The organism is Flavobacterium sp., from assembly GCF_030146175.1.
Classification (GTDB): Bacteria; Bacteroidota; Bacteroidia; order Flavobacteriales; family Flavobacteriaceae; genus Flavobacterium.
In genome coordinates this window covers 1-15,035 of the sequence record NZ_JASLCE010000017.1, presented here as the reverse complement: position 1 = coordinate 15,035, position 15,035 = coordinate 1, and the positions used below count along the sequence as shown (strand labels likewise).

The 15,035-nt window shown below is 41.9% G+C and carries 15 protein-coding genes and 1 riboswitch; of the genes, 3 read left to right on the top strand and 12 right to left on the bottom strand.

Annotated elements, in window-relative coordinates:
• Window positions 1–87: 87 nt before the first annotated feature.
• From Q1R07_RS01785 to aat, 3 genes are read left to right on the top strand one after another with little or no spacing between them, the layout of a single operon-like run.
• Window positions 88–963: a flavin reductase family protein gene (locus tag Q1R07_RS01785; RefSeq protein WP_300485361.1), complete on the top strand. Its 876-nt coding sequence runs from the start codon at window positions 88–90 to the stop codon at window positions 961–963.
• 51 nt (window positions 964–1,014) lie between these two features.
• Window positions 1,015–1,398, top strand: coding sequence for a DUF3127 domain-containing protein (locus tag Q1R07_RS01780; RefSeq protein ID WP_136403791.1), 384 nt, complete (start codon window positions 1,015–1,017; stop codon window positions 1,396–1,398).
• 55 nt (window positions 1,399–1,453) lie between these two features.
• Window positions 1,454–2,101: a leucyl/phenylalanyl-tRNA--protein transferase gene (gene aat / locus Q1R07_RS01775; protein WP_300485356.1), complete on the top strand. Its 648-nt coding sequence runs from the start codon at window positions 1,454–1,456 to the stop codon at window positions 2,099–2,101.
• An 86-nt stretch (window positions 2,102–2,187) separates the two neighbouring features.
• On the opposite strand, the gene Q1R07_RS01770 is transcribed toward aat, so the two are convergent.
• From Q1R07_RS01770 to rpsB, 12 genes are all read right to left on the bottom strand, one after another.
• Window positions 2,188–2,898: a HesA/MoeB/ThiF family protein gene (locus Q1R07_RS01770; protein ID WP_300485354.1), complete on the bottom strand. Its 711-nt coding sequence runs from the start codon at window positions 2,896–2,898 to the stop codon at window positions 2,188–2,190.
• A gap of 7 nt (window positions 2,899–2,905) precedes the next feature.
• Window positions 2,906–4,021: a 2-iminoacetate synthase ThiH gene (thiH, locus tag Q1R07_RS01765; protein WP_300485352.1), complete on the bottom strand. Its 1,116-nt coding sequence runs from the start codon at window positions 4,019–4,021 to the stop codon at window positions 2,906–2,908.
• A gap of 7 nt (window positions 4,022–4,028) precedes the next feature.
• A complete protein-coding gene (locus Q1R07_RS01760; protein ID WP_300485350.1) occupies window positions 4,029–4,799 on the bottom strand; it encodes a thiazole synthase in 771 nt (256 codons plus the stop codon).
• Window positions 4,786–5,418 (bottom strand): thiamine phosphate synthase, encoded by a 633-nt coding sequence (locus Q1R07_RS01755; protein ID WP_300485347.1) that lies wholly within the window; start codon window positions 5,416–5,418, stop codon window positions 4,786–4,788. Before Q1R07_RS01755 ends, Q1R07_RS01760 begins: the two co-directional genes overlap by 14 nt.
• A gap of 6 nt (window positions 5,419–5,424) precedes the next feature.
• The gene (locus Q1R07_RS01750; RefSeq protein ID WP_300485345.1) at window positions 5,425–6,018 is read right to left on the bottom strand and encodes a thiamine phosphate synthase; all 594 of its coding nucleotides are present in this window, start codon (window positions 6,016–6,018) and stop codon (window positions 5,425–5,427) included.
• Between the two features lie 2 nt (window positions 6,019–6,020).
• The gene (gene thiC / locus Q1R07_RS01745) at window positions 6,021–7,841 is read right to left on the bottom strand and encodes a phosphomethylpyrimidine synthase ThiC (RefSeq protein WP_300485342.1); all 1,821 of its coding nucleotides are present in this window, start codon (window positions 7,839–7,841) and stop codon (window positions 6,021–6,023) included.
• Between the two features lie 23 nt (window positions 7,842–7,864).
• Window positions 7,865–8,068, bottom strand: coding sequence for a sulfur carrier protein ThiS (thiS, locus tag Q1R07_RS01740; protein WP_300485341.1), 204 nt, complete (start codon window positions 8,066–8,068; stop codon window positions 7,865–7,867).
• Window positions 8,069–8,117: 49 nt separating this feature from the next.
• A riboswitch (TPP riboswitch) is annotated at window positions 8,118–8,216 on the bottom strand.
• Window positions 8,217–8,282: 66 nt separating this feature from the next.
• A complete protein-coding gene (locus Q1R07_RS01735) occupies window positions 8,283–8,843 on the bottom strand; it encodes a DNA-3-methyladenine glycosylase I (protein WP_300485340.1) in 561 nt (186 codons plus the stop codon).
• Complete coding sequence (locus tag Q1R07_RS01730) at window positions 8,833–9,498, bottom strand: queuosine precursor transporter (protein WP_256552298.1); 666 nt, start codon at window positions 9,496–9,498, stop codon at window positions 8,833–8,835. The genes Q1R07_RS01735 and Q1R07_RS01730 overlap by 11 nt, the downstream gene beginning before the upstream one ends.
• A gap of 92 nt (window positions 9,499–9,590) precedes the next feature.
• On the bottom strand, window positions 9,591–13,250 hold the full coding sequence (locus Q1R07_RS01725) for a TraB/GumN family protein (RefSeq protein WP_300485337.1): 3,660 nt from the start codon (window positions 13,248–13,250) through the stop codon (window positions 9,591–9,593).
• Between the two features lie 112 nt (window positions 13,251–13,362).
• Complete coding sequence (gene tsf, locus Q1R07_RS01720; protein WP_300485335.1) at window positions 13,363–14,187, bottom strand: translation elongation factor Ts; 825 nt, start codon at window positions 14,185–14,187, stop codon at window positions 13,363–13,365.
• Between the two features lie 105 nt (window positions 14,188–14,292).
• Window positions 14,293–15,035 (bottom strand): 30S ribosomal protein S2 (rpsB, locus tag Q1R07_RS01715; RefSeq protein WP_300485333.1); only part of this gene is annotated, 743 nt, incomplete at its 5' end.

Sequence of the window (15,035 nt, the reverse complement as noted above, 5' to 3'; positions counted from 1 at the left end):
TGTCGGGATCAAATTTTCCGGATTATCTGATCGGTTTTGTGTTTTGATTCCGGCTAAAAAAGTATATTTGTCAAAACTTTTACAACCATGCTTAGTGTCGATCCAAAGGAGTTAAATCCGATGAAATTACAAGCGTATTTGCAAGGTGCTGTTGGGCCAAGACCTATTGCTTTTGCCAGTACAATGGATGAAAACGGAAATCCGAATTTATCACCGTTCAGCTTTTTTAATGTGTTTAGTTCCAATCCGCCGATACTGATTTTTTCACCGGCAAGAAGAGTGCGTAACAATACCGTTAAGCATACTTTACTCAACGCGGAACAAACCGGAGAAGTGGTGATCAATATCGTAAACTACCCGATTGTACAACAGGCATCCTTATCGAGTACCGAATACGGAGATGGTGTAAATGAGTTTTTGAAATCCGGATTAACGATGGTTCCTTCGGATGTGGTAAAACCGTATCGCGTGGGCGAAAGTCCGGTACAGTTTGAATGTAAGGTAAACGATATCGTCAAATTGGGAACCGAAGGCGGTGCTGGTAATCTGATCATTTGTGAAGTGGTGAAAATCCATGTGGACGAAGCGATACTGGACGAAAACGGAGCGATTGATCAACATAAAATCGACTTGGTATCCCGAATGGGCGGAAACTGGTATTCCAGAGCCAATATGGGACTTTTTGAAGTGGAAAAACCGCTTACTACATTGGGAATTGGCGTTGATGCGATTCCGGAATTTATTAAAGAAAGTCCGGTTTTCGACGGGAATGATCTTGGAAAATTAGGAAATGTGGAAGCGTTACCAACCGACGAAGATATCGCTATCTTTGTAAAAGAAGATTTTGGCGTAAAAGCGGTGATTAGTGCCGACGATGAAACCAAAAAACACCAGATGGCTAAAGAATATCTGGATAATAACGAAGTTGCCACCGCATGGAAGGTGCTTTTGTCTAAAAAATAATAAGACGGTTTAGTAATAAACCTCACTATAAAAACAATTAATATTTTTACTATGGAAGTTACAGGGAAAATAAAAGTGATTAACGGAACACAGCAAATCAGTGCCAGTTTTAAAAAGAGAGAGTTGGTTGTAACTACAGAAGAGCAATATCCACAACATATTATGGTTGAGTTTACTCAGGATAAATGTGAATTACTGGATAGTTATAAAGTAGGAGAACAGGTTAAAGTATCGATTAACCTAAGAGGTAGAGAGTGGGTGAATCCACAGGGTGAAGCGAAATATTTTAATACGATCCAGGGATGGCGTATCGAAAGAATGCAGGCGGAAGCGCCGGCAGGTTATGCGCAACCAATGCCTTCGGTTCCGGCAGCCGATGCTTTTGAACCGGCCTCCAATTTTAACGAAGAAGAGCACGACGATTTACCGTTCTAATCCAAAAATAAAAATCCTGAAAGTTAGCACTATCAGGATTTGTTTTTTATAGACCATGTATTTTTTAACCAAAGAACTTTATTTTCCTCCGGTAACCGAAACGGATTTTTCCGGTATCCTGGCCGTTGGTGGCGATTTGTCGACCGAACGATTGCTATTGGCCTATAATTCCGGAATATTTCCCTGGTTTGAAGATGGGGAACCGATTACCTGGTGGGCGCCCGATCCGAGAATGGTGCTGCTTTTGGATGAGTTGAACATTTCAAAAAGTATGCGGAATGTCCTAAACCGGAATATTTTTACGGTAACCTTTAACCGCGATTTTCGGGCGGTGATTTCCAATTGTCAGTCAATAAAACGCGAAGGGCAAAACGGTACCTGGATTACCGGCGATATGATTGAAGCCTATTGCAAACTTCACGAATTGGGACATGCGCAATCGGTTGAAGTCTGGCAGGACGAGCAATTGGTTGGCGGATTATATGGCGTGGATCTTGGCCATATCTTTTGTGGCGAGAGTATGTTTGCCAAAGTGTCCAATGCCTCGAAAGTGGCTTTTATCAAATTGGTGGAATATCTAAAAGCGAATAATTATCTGTTACTGGATTGTCAGGTTTATAACGAACATTTGGAAAGCCTGGGCGCTTTCGAAGTGAACCGCGAAAGTTTTATGAAAGTACTAAAGAGTAGAAAAGCTGTTTAAAGACAGCTTTTTTTATTTGTTGTAATGTGTACACCTGACAGGTTTCCAAAACCTGTCAGGTGTGAAAAACTATCAAGTGTAAAAAATTAAAAGCTCAATTTCGTAAACTGCCACGACAAGGTATTAAAGAGAACCAGCTCGTTTTGCAAGGTCGGTAAACCGATGATCAGCTTCAGGGTTTCATGGGTCATCATCGTACCGATAATTCCGGGTAGCGTACCCATTACGCCATTCAAACTACAATTGGGTACATCTTTCGGATCGGGTGGTTCCGGAAACAAATCGCGAAGTTGTTTACTTCCGTTATGATTAAAAACCGCCAGTTGCCCTTCAAATTTTAAAATACTACCATAAACCAGTGGTTTTTCCAAAGCAACGCAAGTATCATTTACTAGGTATCGCGTCGCAAAATTATCGCAACCATCGACAATCACATCAAAATTCAGTAAAATGGAATTCGCATTTGCAGCGGTTAGTTTTTCATTAAAAACGAGGCAGTTGATTTCCGGGTTTAATTGCCGGATTACAGCAGATGCGATTTCTGCTTTTGGTTGATCAATGTCTGCTTCCGTATATAAAATCTGACGGTGAAGGTTGTGAATTTCTACCGTGTCAAAATCGATAATTCCCAATGTACCCACACCGGCTGTGGCGAGGTATTGCAAGATCGGGCAACCCAAACCACCCGCGCCGATAACCAGTACTTTAGCGTTTTTTAACCGTAACTGACCCGCTTCGCCAATTTCCGGTAGGAGCATTTGACGGTTGTATCGTAAAAAATCCTGTATTGTGATCATGTTTTAATTAGTTGTAACTGTTATCCCAGTCTTTCCAAACGGGTTCGTAGCCTTTGGTTGTAATGATTTGTGCGATAATGTTGGCCGGACGTTCGTCACTGGTTTCAAATTGTTCCAGCGATTGCGGATCGACGGCATAACCACCGGGATTGGTTTTTGATCCGGCACTCATACTGGTAACGCCAATCGGTATAATATTGTCTCGGAATCTTTCATTTTCCCGGGTGGAAATCGAAAGTTCCAGGTCTTCATTCCAAAGGCGATACGCACAAATAAGCTGTGTCAGATCGCGGTCGTCCATGATAAAGTTAGGTTCGATAATGCCTTCAGCCGGACGTAGTCGCGGAAAGGAAACCGAAAATTTGCTTTGCCAGTAGGTTCGTTGTAAATAATCGAGGTGGAGCGCATTAAAAAAACTATCCGTTCGCCAGTCTTCCAGACCTAACAGTACGCCAAGTCCGATTTTATGGATACCGGCCGTTCCGATCCGATCGGGTGTTTCAAGTCGGAAGTCAAAGTTTGATTTCTTGCCTTTGGGATGGTACTGTTTGTAAACGTCCCGATGGTAGGTTTCCTGGTACACGAGTACGGAGTAAACACCCGCGTCGTGCAATTGTCGGTATTCGGTTTCCGAAAGCGGTTGTACTTCTACGGAGATATTCGAAAAATCCGGTTTGATCTGTGCGATGGCTTTTAAAAAGTAATCGATGTTTACCGTATAGTTGGCTTCCCCGGTGACTAATAATACATGATCAAATCCCATTTCTTTTAAAACAACGGTTTCCTGAGTGATTTCAGTTGCGGTGAGCGTACGCCGTTTGAGTTTGTTGTCAAAACTAAAGCCACAATAGGTACAGATATTCTGACATTCATTACTCAGGTACATCGGTGCATACATCTGAATCGTTTTTCCAAAGCGTTTTTTGGTCAGATTGTGACTTATCTGTGCCATTTGTTCCAGATAGGGTTGTGCCGCCGGGGATATCAAAGCGATAAAATCGTCCAGATTTCGTTTGGTGTTTGCTAAGGCTTGTTCGACACGATCGGCCTGGGTTTGGTAAATTTTTGCCTGAACCGTATTCCAGTCATACGTCTCGAAAACAGATTTGAATGTTTTTTTCATAACTGGTTTATTCATATAAAAAAGAAGTCAGCGGACTCGATGCAGCTGCGTTAGATACGATAGGGGCCAAACGGGCTTCGTAGGCTTTGCGTCCGGCGATTACGGCTTCTTTAAAAGCTTCTGCCATTCGTTCCGGATTTCCGGCCACAGCGATTGCCGTATTGACTAAAACGGCATCGGCTCCGAGCTCCATTGCTTTTGCCGCATCCGATGGGGCGCCTATTCCGGCATCGACAATAACGGGAACCTTGCTTTGTTCGATAATGATTTCCAGAAAGTCGAGCGTTTTAAGTCCTTTGTTGCTTCCAATCGGTGCGCCTAATGGCATTACGGCGGCGGTTCCGGCATCTTCCAGTCGTTTACACAACACCGGATCAGCATGAATATAAGGGAGAATTACAAAGCCAAGTTTGGCCAGCTCTTCGGTTGCTTTTAGCGTTTCGATCGGATCGGGTAACAGGTATTTCGGATCGGGATGTATTTCCAGTTTCAGCCAGTTGGTTTCCAAGGCTTCGCGGGCCAGTTGTGCGGCCAGTACGGCTTCTTTCGCATTCCGTGCACCGGAAGTGTTCGGTAAAAGGTGAATGTGTTTGTGTTGTAAGGCCGTTAAAAGGGTGTCGGTTTCCTTTTGTAAATCCACACGTTTTAAGGCTACGGTTACCAATTCGCTTTCCGAAGCAAGAATTGCGGCTTCCATTTGGGCTGTCGATCCGAATTTTCCGGTGCCTAAAAATAAACGGGAACGAAAGGTTTTATCAGCCAGTTTAAAGGGTTCCATATAGTTTTTGATTGAGTTGGGTGAGTAGTTGTTTTGGATTCGGATGTTTACTGATCATTCCTGAAACGGCGATACCGTGAATGCCGGTTTCAAGTAGCGCATCAACATCGGTTAAAGTGATACCGCCTATGGCATATACCGGGATGTTGTAGTGTTGTTGGGTTAACGATTGCAATATGTCGGAATACCCACTAAGGCCTAATAGCGGACTTAATTTTTGTTTGGTGGTCGTAAAACGGAATGGTCCCAAACCGATATAATCGCATTTTTCGTGGTAGCGTTGGAATACCTGTTGTAAGGTGTTTGCGGTACCACCTATTATTTTGTCGGTGCCGAGAAGTTGTCGGGCTTTGGAGACGGCCATATCGTCCAATCCGAGGTGAACACCATCGGCGTCGATTTGCTTTGCGATTTCGACATTGTCATTGATAATTAACGTCGCATTGTATTGCAAACAGCTTTTTTTAACGGATTCCGCTAAAAGACACTGTTCTTTTTCGGTTCCGTTTTTAAAGCGCAATTGGATCCATTGGCCGCCATTATCGAGTACGGATTCGATATGGTGCAATTGTTCGTTTAAAGTGTCGCCTTGTGAGATATACTGGAGTTTAGAAAACATAAATCGTTAGTTTTTGATAGTGTTGTAATGGTGCAGGCATTCCCGGAAGTTTTTTACCGGATCAGGACTGTTCCAGAGCGTTCCCAACAGTGCGATAGTGTCAAAACCACTTTCCATTGCCAATGCCATGTTTGAAATTGTGATTCCGCCCAAAGCAATCAGTTTTGTATTGTGATTAGTTCTGTTTTTGATGGTTTCCAATAGATTTTCAGACGATTGATAACCGGGTTTGGAGATACTCTTAAAAACCGGACTTAGAAATGCATAGGTGTAATGGTCTTGCAAGTTGTTAAACTCTTTAACGGTATGTGTTCCCGTTGAGTAGTAACACCTGACAGGTTTTGGAAACCTGTCAGGTGTAGCGCGATCCGATTCCCGAATATGAATCCGGTTAATTCCGAAAGCTTCCGCGAGTTCATGGTGTTGGTGTAATACCAGTTTATGCCGAAATAAAATAGGAAGCCGATCGAGATACTGTTGCATTTCGGTTATCGAAAAATCCGGTTTTCGGATATGTAAAAGGGATAATCCCTCCTGAAACATTTCCGATATAATATCAAATTCGTTTGTTACGCTATCCGGACTGGTAATTACAATCATGACTACAGATAGATTTCTTTTCCGTTTTCGATAAACTCTTCCGATTTTTCCTGCATCCCTTTTTCAGCCACCTCGCGGATTTCCTGGGAGATCTTCATTGAGCAGAATTTTGGACCACACATCGAACAGAAATGCGCCACTTTTGCACCATCGGCCGGAAGGGTTTCATCGTGGAATTCCCGAGCGGTGTCCGGATCTAATGCCAGATTAAACTGATCTTCCCAACGGAATTCAAATCGGGCTTTGCTTAGGGCATTGTCCCGGTACTGCGCGCCCGGATGTCCTTTGGCCAAATCGGCGGCATGGGCGGCAATTTTATAAGTGATTACACCGTCTTTTACGTCTTTTTTGTTCGGTAATCCGAGGTGTTCTTTTGGGGTCACATAACACAGCATGGCGGTTCCATACCAACCTATCATCGCGGCACCAATCGCGGATGTAATATGATCATATCCTGGAGCAATATCGGTGGTCAATGGGCCTAAGGTATAGAATGGCGCTTCGGCACAATGTTCCAGTTGCTTGTCCATATTTTCTTTGATCATGTGCATTGGCACGTGTCCCGGGCCTTCTATGAAAACCTGTACATCGTGTTTCCAGGCAATCTTGGTTAGTTCGCCCAGGGTTTCCAGTTCGGCAAATTGTGCGGCATCATTGGCATCGGCAATCGATCCGGGACGTAGTCCGTCGCCAAGGGAAAAAGCAACGTCGTAGGCTTTCATGATTTCGCAGATTTCTTCGAAATGGGTATACAGGAAGTTTTCTTTATGATGAAACAAACACCATTTGGCCATGATGGAACCACCTCGGGATACAATTCCGGTTACGCGATTTGCGGTTAGGTGAATATAACGCAATAGTACGCCGGCATGAATGGTAAAGTAGGAAACGCCTTGTTCGGCCTGTTCAATCAAAGTATCTCTGAAAATTTCCCAGGTCAGGTCTTCGGCGATGCCTTTTACTTTTTCCAGGGCCTGATAAATAGGTACGGTACCAATCGGAACCGGGGAATTTCGGATAATCCATTCGCGGGTTTCGTGAATGTTTTTTCCGGTAGATAAGTCCATAATCGTATCGGCGCCCCAACGACACGCCCATACGGCTTTTTCGACTTCTTCTTCAATGCTCGAAGTCACGGCACTATTACCAATGTTAGCGTTGATTTTAACCAAAAAGTTTCGGCCTACAATCATGGGTTCGCTTTCCGGATGGTTGATGTTGTTTGGGATAATCGCCCGACCTGTGGCAACTTCACTACGGACAAATTCCGGGGTGATGTGTTTTTTGGGTGTATTGGCTCCAAAACTCTCTCCGCTATGCTGCTGTTGCATGGCGGCCGTTTGTGCGTTTAGTTGTTCGATACGTTGGTTTTCGCGAATGGCGATATATTCCATTTCCGGAGTAATAATACCTTTTTTAGCGTAGTGTAGCTGACTTACATTGTGTCCGGCTTTGGCGCGTTTGGGTTGGTGTAGGTATTCAAAACGCAAATGATCCAGTTTCGGGTTGTTGAGACGTTCTTTCCCATAGTCGGAACTTACGGAATCCAAGATTTCAACATCGTTACGGTCAAGTATCCATTGTTCGCGCAGGCGTTCGAGTCCTTTTCGAACATCGATTGCTACGTTGGGATCGGTATATGGACCACTGGTGTCGTAAACCGTTACTGGCGGATTGTGCTCGCTACCGCCATTACTCAGCTTGGTATCGTGTAAGGAAATTTCGCGCATGGCGACTTTAATCGGATGAATTTCACCCGGGATATAGACTTTTGTTGAATTCGGAAACGGTGTTCTTGAAATTTCGTGTTGGTTTTCGTTCATTTTATGTAGTGTTTAGCAAGTTATCATCCTCCCTGGGTTGCAGAAATGATCAAGATGTGATCGTTTTCGGTGATGTAGTGGTTGTGCCATTCGGTTTTGGGAATAACCGTGTTGTTAATGGCAAGAGCAATACCGTTTTGCTTACCGAGAAGTTCGCGATATAGCAAATCCTGTACGGTTAGACCGTCGGGTACTGTTACGGGTTGATTGTTGATTGTGATTTCCATTCCTTAAAGTTGTGATATAGGTATACACTTTAGGAATGGCTACATAGAATGAAGTCATTGCACTTTTCCCTACGCCAGTATGAACTGGATCAGGTTCAAAGGGTAAAATCTCAGCCTATATGGTATATAGACACCCCTAAAGTGAAGCAAATGTAATGTTTAATTTGAAATGTAAATCCGGAAAGTACGGATTTAACATTCGGATACGTATGGATTAGCTACGTTTCCAGCAGCTTTCAATATGATCGTTTACCATACCGGTAGCTTGCATATGCGCATAAACGACTGTTGATCCGACAAACTTAAAGCCTCGTTTTTTGAGGTCTTTACTGATCTGATCGGATAGGGGTGTAGTAGCCGGAATATCGCGCAAGGTTGTGCGGGTATTTACTATCGGTCCACCGCCGGTAAATCCCCAGATATACTTGGAAAAACTGCCAAATTCCTGTTGAACCTGCATAAAAGCCTGTGCATTGGAAACGGCTGCTCGGACTTTAAGTTTGTTGCGAATGATGCCCGGATTTTCCAGTAACTCCTGTATTTTTTCTTCGGTGTATTGCGCAACGATTTTATAATCGAATTGATCAAAGGCTTCACGGAAGTTTTCCCGTTTTCGTAAAATGGTAATCCAGCTTAAGCCGGCCTGAAAGGTTTCCAATATCAGAAATTCAAACAGTTTCTGATCTTCGTAAACGGGTACGCCCCATTCTTCGTCGTGATATTTTTCGTATAGCGCATCGTTTTTGCACCATCCGCATCGTTCTTTAGTCTCCATCGGATATTGGGTCTTCTGATAAATATTTTTCGATTATATAGTGTCCTAAATAAATCATCGGCGTTAAGCAAATAGCGATGATCAATTTAAAAGTATAGCCGGTTGTGGCCATATTGATGTATTCGGCAGTGGTAATTTTACCGGTCATCCAGAAGGCGATACCGGAAACGATAAAACTGTCGAATAACTGCGAAATTACGGTTGAACCGGTACTTCGGAGCCAGATCATCTTTTTTCCGGTTTTATTGCGTAAAAACCAGAATATGGATACGTCAATGAGCTGCGAAACGAGAAAGGCGATAATACTGGCGATCATAATCCAGACGCCTTGTCCGAATACCGTTTTAAATTGTTCGTCGGTTACGGTACTGATGCCTTTGGCGGCCGGAATTTGTATGGCTACGAAAAGGATTAGCAAACAATAGGCGATAAGTCCGGCGGTGATAAACGATAATTTTTTAACGCCATCACGGCCGAAATGCTCGTTGATCAAGTCGGTGGTGATAAATACCACAGGCCACGGAATAATTCCGATACTCATAATAAAAGGTCCTATCTGTATCAGTTTTCCACCGGTTAATTCGGCTACAACGGCATTGGCTATAAAGATCCCGGCTAAGATGATATATACGAGATCCCTTTTTGTTTTAAACATTTTGGAGTAGTGTTTTATTGTATTTTCAAAGTTAATGAATTTGTGAATTGCGGAAACATAAAAAAAGCAACCGGATTACGGTTGCTTTTTGTTTAGTATTCCTGATAAAAGGAGGTGGCATTGTCTTCGACTTTCCGGAAACTCGCCCTGAAATGATTTTCGTTCAGCGATTGTTCAATAATGGTTTTATACTGTGAAGGTAATTTTTCGGTGTCGATGATCTCGGTCTTTTCAAAAATCCGGTAGGCTTGTACATTAATACGTTCCCCGTTATGGATAAACGCGATTGGAAGCAGCTGCTTGCTGGTGTTTTCGTCGTCTTTTTTAGCCTTGATCAACTGATAAAAATAATAGCTTATTTTCTTACCGTTGTTTTCAATTATTCTTTTTTCAAGTAGTGAAAGGGAATCATTTTCGGTCAGGTTTTCAAGATTTAGTAGGGCCGATGTTGCGATTTCTTCATCGGTAAAGCGATCTGAAAAGGAGAAATCTTTTTTGTTGGCCAGCAATTGCAGGGTTACAAAGTTGGTTTTAGGATTTTGCAGCAAATCATCTGTTTGTTCGCTGCTCAGCCTGTTGTTGATGGCATCCAGACGAGCCAGTTCAATGTCCACTTCGGTCAGGTTTAATGCCTTGATTTTTTGTAATAACTGCAACGTGTTTTTGTTGTTTTGCGAATGATAAATACTGTTGATATGTAAGATCAGGTTTTCGGACGGTGCCTCTGTTTCGTAATCGGCTTCGTCTTCCACTTCCTTGTTTTTTTCGATCCAGCTTAGCAGTCGTTTGTATTCCAGTTTGGCATTGGCTGCAATGTTATTGTGGTAATTTTTCATTTTACCTGGTTGGATAAGACCTTCGTCGAGCATATTGTTAAACAGTGACAGGACCGGCGTGCTGTATTCTTTTATAGTGTAATAACGGAATAGTTCGGGAAACAGGATTTTGCTACCGTTCAGGTCCAGGTTAAAATAGTAAAACAAGGTGCTGATGTCATCCACGTTATCCGAAAGCGGAAGGTCGTAATCTAGTAATTCCAGTATTTTTTTATAACCCGCTTTTGATTTTCGCTGTGCCAATACGTTAAGTATGGCCAGTTGTACCGATGTTTTGGTATCGGGTTTTTTATAAAAGGTTTCCAACAGGTTTATACTGCTGTTGTTTTCCAAGGCACCGATTTTGTTTAGCAGTTCGATTAGTGCTGAAGTTTCGTTGTCACGGAATTCAAAATGGTTTAAAAAATCTTTTAGGGTTTGAAAATCCCTGTCGGTAATTTTTAACTGGTCAACCGAATTTAGAGCCGAATAACGGATCGTATCGTTTGTGCTTAGCGCATCGGTACTAAAACTCTCAAGTTTGTTGTCGAATATTGAGGTTTCCGCTTTGTATGGTAACGGATTGAACGACTGGAATGTCTTTTCGATAAATGAATCATCATTGTGATAGTCCTTTTGTACCAATGCACGTAACAGGTAATAGCCATTTTCCATAAATACAGCTTTATATTTAACGGCCTGTGTGGAATTGTCTTTTGATGATACGGCTTCAAATACGCGGATGTTCTTTTCTTTGTCGTATTGCTCGGTTTCTTTTAGCAGGGTATAACTGTCGCCTTTGTCTTTCATAATCTCGTTCCATAGCGATGGTTGTAGCCCTTTTCTGCTATAAAGCAGTGGGTTGAGCAGGGAATTTTTGGAGAGGATGTGTGCGTTAAAATCAAAATCAACATTTACCTGATCATCGGCATTATAACGGTTTAAAAAGAAATCCCGGAATCTGGTTCGGATACTATCCAGGCCAATTTCACTTTCGTATTTGTGAAACTGGTAGTATAACAGGTCTACAATTTTACCGGAATCCGATTTTAAACTGTAATTCTCTGATTTTGAAAGAAAGGCATTTTTTTCGTTGCTTTTTTCGGTATCGGGTTTATAGAACAAGGTTCCGTTGTGTTTTTTGGGTATGGTCACCTGAAATGAATAAAGACTATCGGTATAGACCTTATTGGTTGTATTATAGTGGAAAGGTTCCATTTGAAACGAATCGAAGAAACGGCGGTTGTCCTTTTCGGTTGCGTTTACGCTGCCTAACAGGTAGTATTTCTGTCCGGATATATAGGTTTTAAGCCGGATGTCGCGATCGCCTATTTTTGACCGGGATTCAAAGCTTTGTCTGGTCTGGTCATAATGTGTCGACAGCGAATCGATATGTTGTTGTAAATAGAATTCGTAATGGATTTGTTTTTGTTCGTATTCCGAATTTTCAAGGCGATAATCGTGCAGTGTTTTTTCGGTTACAAAATAGTAGGCTTTTGTGGCCGGATCGTATGCCTGGATTTGAATATCGTTTATCTTTTCGGGTGAATTGCCATAAGTGCTGTTAAAAAGGGGAAGCATTACCGAAAAGCCACCTTTAGCAGGGCTGCTTTTTTCCCAGTTTTGGTGTACGGTTTTTATTTTGATGTTTGGAAATACTTCGTTTTCGTATTGACGTACATAGTTACCCGGACCTGTCATTGAAACAGTGATTATTTCCAGTGGGGTAATATAGAAACGGTGGTGTTGGTTTTGGCCGGTTTTGGTGATGTTTTTAATGTCGTAGCCGCTGATACTGTCTTTTTGAAAATATTTTTTTTCAAGTATTTTCCCTGGTATGTTTTCAAAAAAGAGACTGTCGATTGTTTTTGGGTTAAAAACAGTTGGGTCTTTTTTTAGGAAAAGGTTCAGTGCTTGCCGTTTAATGCTAATCACGCCACCATTGGTGAAATCGGGAGCGCCCAGGTTGTTGTCATTTTCCAGTATATTGGGGGTTAACGGCAACTGTACCATATTGTCGCTGGTTCCGGACATTTTGTATTTAGGAGCCATAAAGAAATTTTCTATCGCTTCTTTTTTGTTTTTACCCACATCGGTAAAGGAGCCAAAAACAGGGGTTACCAGATAGCCTTTATCGCGCAACATACTGATGATTCCTTTTTTGCCGCCCAGATGTGCCGCTCCTACAGCCGAAAAAAGACTTCCCTTGTGAACCAAGGAGTCGATACTTTTGGTCATAATCGTATTCCGATTAGAGATCAGTGCTTCATAAGCTTTTTGTGGAAAGATCATCCGGTAAAGAGAGTCCAGCATTTCGACGTCTTTTTCGCGGTAGTATTCGGATATGGCGTCGGCTAAACTGCGGTTTTTTAGTAATTTGTATAAGGCCAGCCGGTGTTCTTCCTTCGGGACAAAATTGTCGGTTTTAATCTGTGCCAGTGAAAGAAATGAGGTTTTGGCGTCTTCCAGTCCTACAACTTTTTTCTTGTGTTTCCGTCCGGTCTGGTAGATAAACATATCCAGATAGGTATTTTCCTGATAATCGACTTTTTTATTGTCGGTACGGGATAACAGACTGTTGAAATAATTGTGCGAGGTAAATATGTTTTGAAGGTCCTGTTTTTTTAGCGGGAACATATAGAAGCCGGAATAAAAGCGGTCCTGAATATTGATCGTAGTATTGGAAAGCAGTTCGTATGCGTCATTCCAGGTTTCCGGGTCGCTTTCGTTACCAACCATATCGGCAGCCAGTAAGTGCGTGAAAAAATTATCGGACAGGTGATAGGAGATTTTATCGCTGAGGTGCATTGTCCCGTAGAGATAGGAATTTTTGGAAAGCCCGTTTCCGGAAATTTCCCATAACAGGCTTTTATTGTTCTGGGCCGAGAGGATTCCGGAAAAGAAAATTGCGATCAGGAGGGAAATGATTTTTTTCAATTTTGTATTGTTTTAAGAGGTAAAATAAACAAAATAAAACCCCAATCGCAGATTGGGGTTCGTTTTGCCATTGCTGGCAAGATTGTTTTCCGGTAAAGCCGGAAGGGTATTGTTATGCTAAAGCAGCTCTTTTGAAACCTGTAACAATCAAAGATCCGTCTACTGATTTTACATATTCTGTAACGCTCATTTTTGGTTCTTTAATGTAATCCTGGTTTACTAAAGTGTTGTCTTTGAAGAAACGTGCTAATTTACCTTTAGCGATGTTGTCTAACATAGCTTCTGGTTTTCCTTCCTGACGTAGTAAATCTTTAGCGATTTCGATTTCTTTTTCGATGATAGCAGCATCAACACCTTCTTCGTTTAATGCGATAGGAGCCATAGCAGCCGCTTGCATTGCTACGTTTCTTGAAGCTTCTTCAGCACCGTCAACGTTAGCAGATAAAGCTACTAATGTAGCGATTTTGTTACCAGCGTGGATGTAAGATCCAACGAAAGCACCTTCTAAACGCTCGAAAGAACCGATTTCGATTTTCTCTCCGATAACTCCTGTTTGCTCGATCAATTTGTCAGCAACAGTGATTCCGTTGAAATCAGATGCTAAAAATTCTTCTTTAGTAGCGAAGTTGATTGCTTGATTAGCTAAATCAGTAGCTAATTTTACGAAACCTTCGTTTTTACCTACGAAGTCAGTCTCACAGTTAAGTGAAATCACAACACCAGCAGTTTTGTCAGCGTTAACAACAGCGATAACAGCTCCTTCAGTTGACTCTCTGTCAGAACGGTTAGCAGCAACTTTCTGACCTTTTTTACGTAGGTTTTCGATTGCTAAATCAAAATCTCCATCAGCTTCAACTAAAGCTTTTTTACAATCCATCATACCGGCACCGGTAATTTGTCTTAATTTATTTACGTCTGAAGCAGTAATATTTGCCATTTTGAAAGTGTTTAATTTATAGGTTAAAAAAATGAAGTCGTTATGTTGATAGTCGCCCCAAAAGTAAGCATCCACCAGCATAACGACTTTATCATAATGTTATTTTTATTCTTCAGATGAAGTCGCTGTAGCTTCTGTTTGAGCAGCTGCTACTTCTCCAGCTGGTTGCTCTTCTTTGTCAGATTTTCTGTCAGAAAGTCCTTCAATGATAGCACCACTTACTAAAGATAAAACTTTGTCGATTGATTTTGAAGCATCATCGTTAGCTGGGATAACATACTCAACCTGACGTGGGTCAGAGTTCGTATCTACCATAGCAAAAACTGGAATGTTTAATTTTTGTGCTTCTTTTACAGCGATGTGTTCCGCTTTGATATCCACTACAAACAACGCAGCTGGTAATCGGGTCATATCGGCAATAGAACCTAAGTTTTTCTCAAGTTTTGCACGAAGACGATCTACCTGTAAACGTTCTTTTTTAGATAATGTCATAAAAGTACCGTCTTTCTTCATTTTATCGATAGAAGCCATTTTCTTAACAGCTTTACGGATAGTTACGAAGTTAGTCAACATACCACCTGGCCATCTTTCAGTGATGTACGGCATGTTTGCTGCTGCAGCTTTTTCTGCAACGATATCTTTTGCTTGTTTTTTGGTAGCTACGAAAAGTACTTTTCTACCAGATGCAGCGATTTTTTTCAAAGCCTCATTAGCCTCTTCGATTTTAGCTGCAGTTTTATATAGGTTGATAATGTGAATACCATTACGCTCCATATAGATGTAAGGAGCCATGTTTGGATCCCATTTTCTAGTCATGTGTCCGAAGTGAACACCTGCTTCTAGTAATT

Coding starts and splice junctions, on each gene's coding strand:
- Q1R07_RS01785 (WP_300485361.1), top strand. CDS start 88: ATGCTTAGTGTCGATCCAAAGGAGTTAAATCCGATGAAATTACAAGCG.
- Q1R07_RS01780 (WP_136403791.1), top strand. CDS start 1,015: ATGGAAGTTACAGGGAAAATAAAAGTGATTAACGGAACACAGCAAATC.
- aat (WP_300485356.1), top strand. CDS start 1,454: ATGTATTTTTTAACCAAAGAACTTTATTTTCCTCCGGTAACCGAAACG.
- Q1R07_RS01770 (WP_300485354.1), bottom strand. CDS start 2,898: ATGATCACAATACAGGATTTTTTACGATACAACCGTCAAATGCTCCTA.
- thiH (WP_300485352.1), bottom strand. CDS start 4,021: ATGAAAAAAACATTCAAATCTGTTTTCGAGACGTATGACTGGAATACG.
- Q1R07_RS01760 (WP_300485350.1), bottom strand. CDS start 4,799: ATGGAACCCTTTAAACTGGCTGATAAAACCTTTCGTTCCCGTTTATTT.
- Q1R07_RS01755 (WP_300485347.1), bottom strand. CDS start 5,418: ATGTTTTCTAAACTCCAGTATATCTCACAAGGCGACACTTTAAACGAA.
- Q1R07_RS01750 (WP_300485345.1), bottom strand. CDS start 6,018: ATGATTGTAATTACCAGTCCGGATAGCGTAACAAACGAATTTGATATT.
- thiC (WP_300485342.1), bottom strand. CDS start 7,841: ATGAACGAAAACCAACACGAAATTTCAAGAACACCGTTTCCGAATTCA.
- thiS (WP_300485341.1), bottom strand. CDS start 8,068: ATGGAAATCACAATCAACAATCAACCCGTAACAGTACCCGACGGTCTA.
- Q1R07_RS01735 (WP_300485340.1), bottom strand. CDS start 8,843: ATGGAGACTAAAGAACGATGCGGATGGTGCAAAAACGATGCGCTATAC.
- Q1R07_RS01730 (WP_256552298.1), bottom strand. CDS start 9,498: ATGTTTAAAACAAAAAGGGATCTCGTATATATCATCTTAGCCGGGATC.
- tsf (WP_300485335.1), bottom strand. CDS start 14,187: ATGGCAAATATTACTGCTTCAGACGTAAATAAATTAAGACAAATTACC.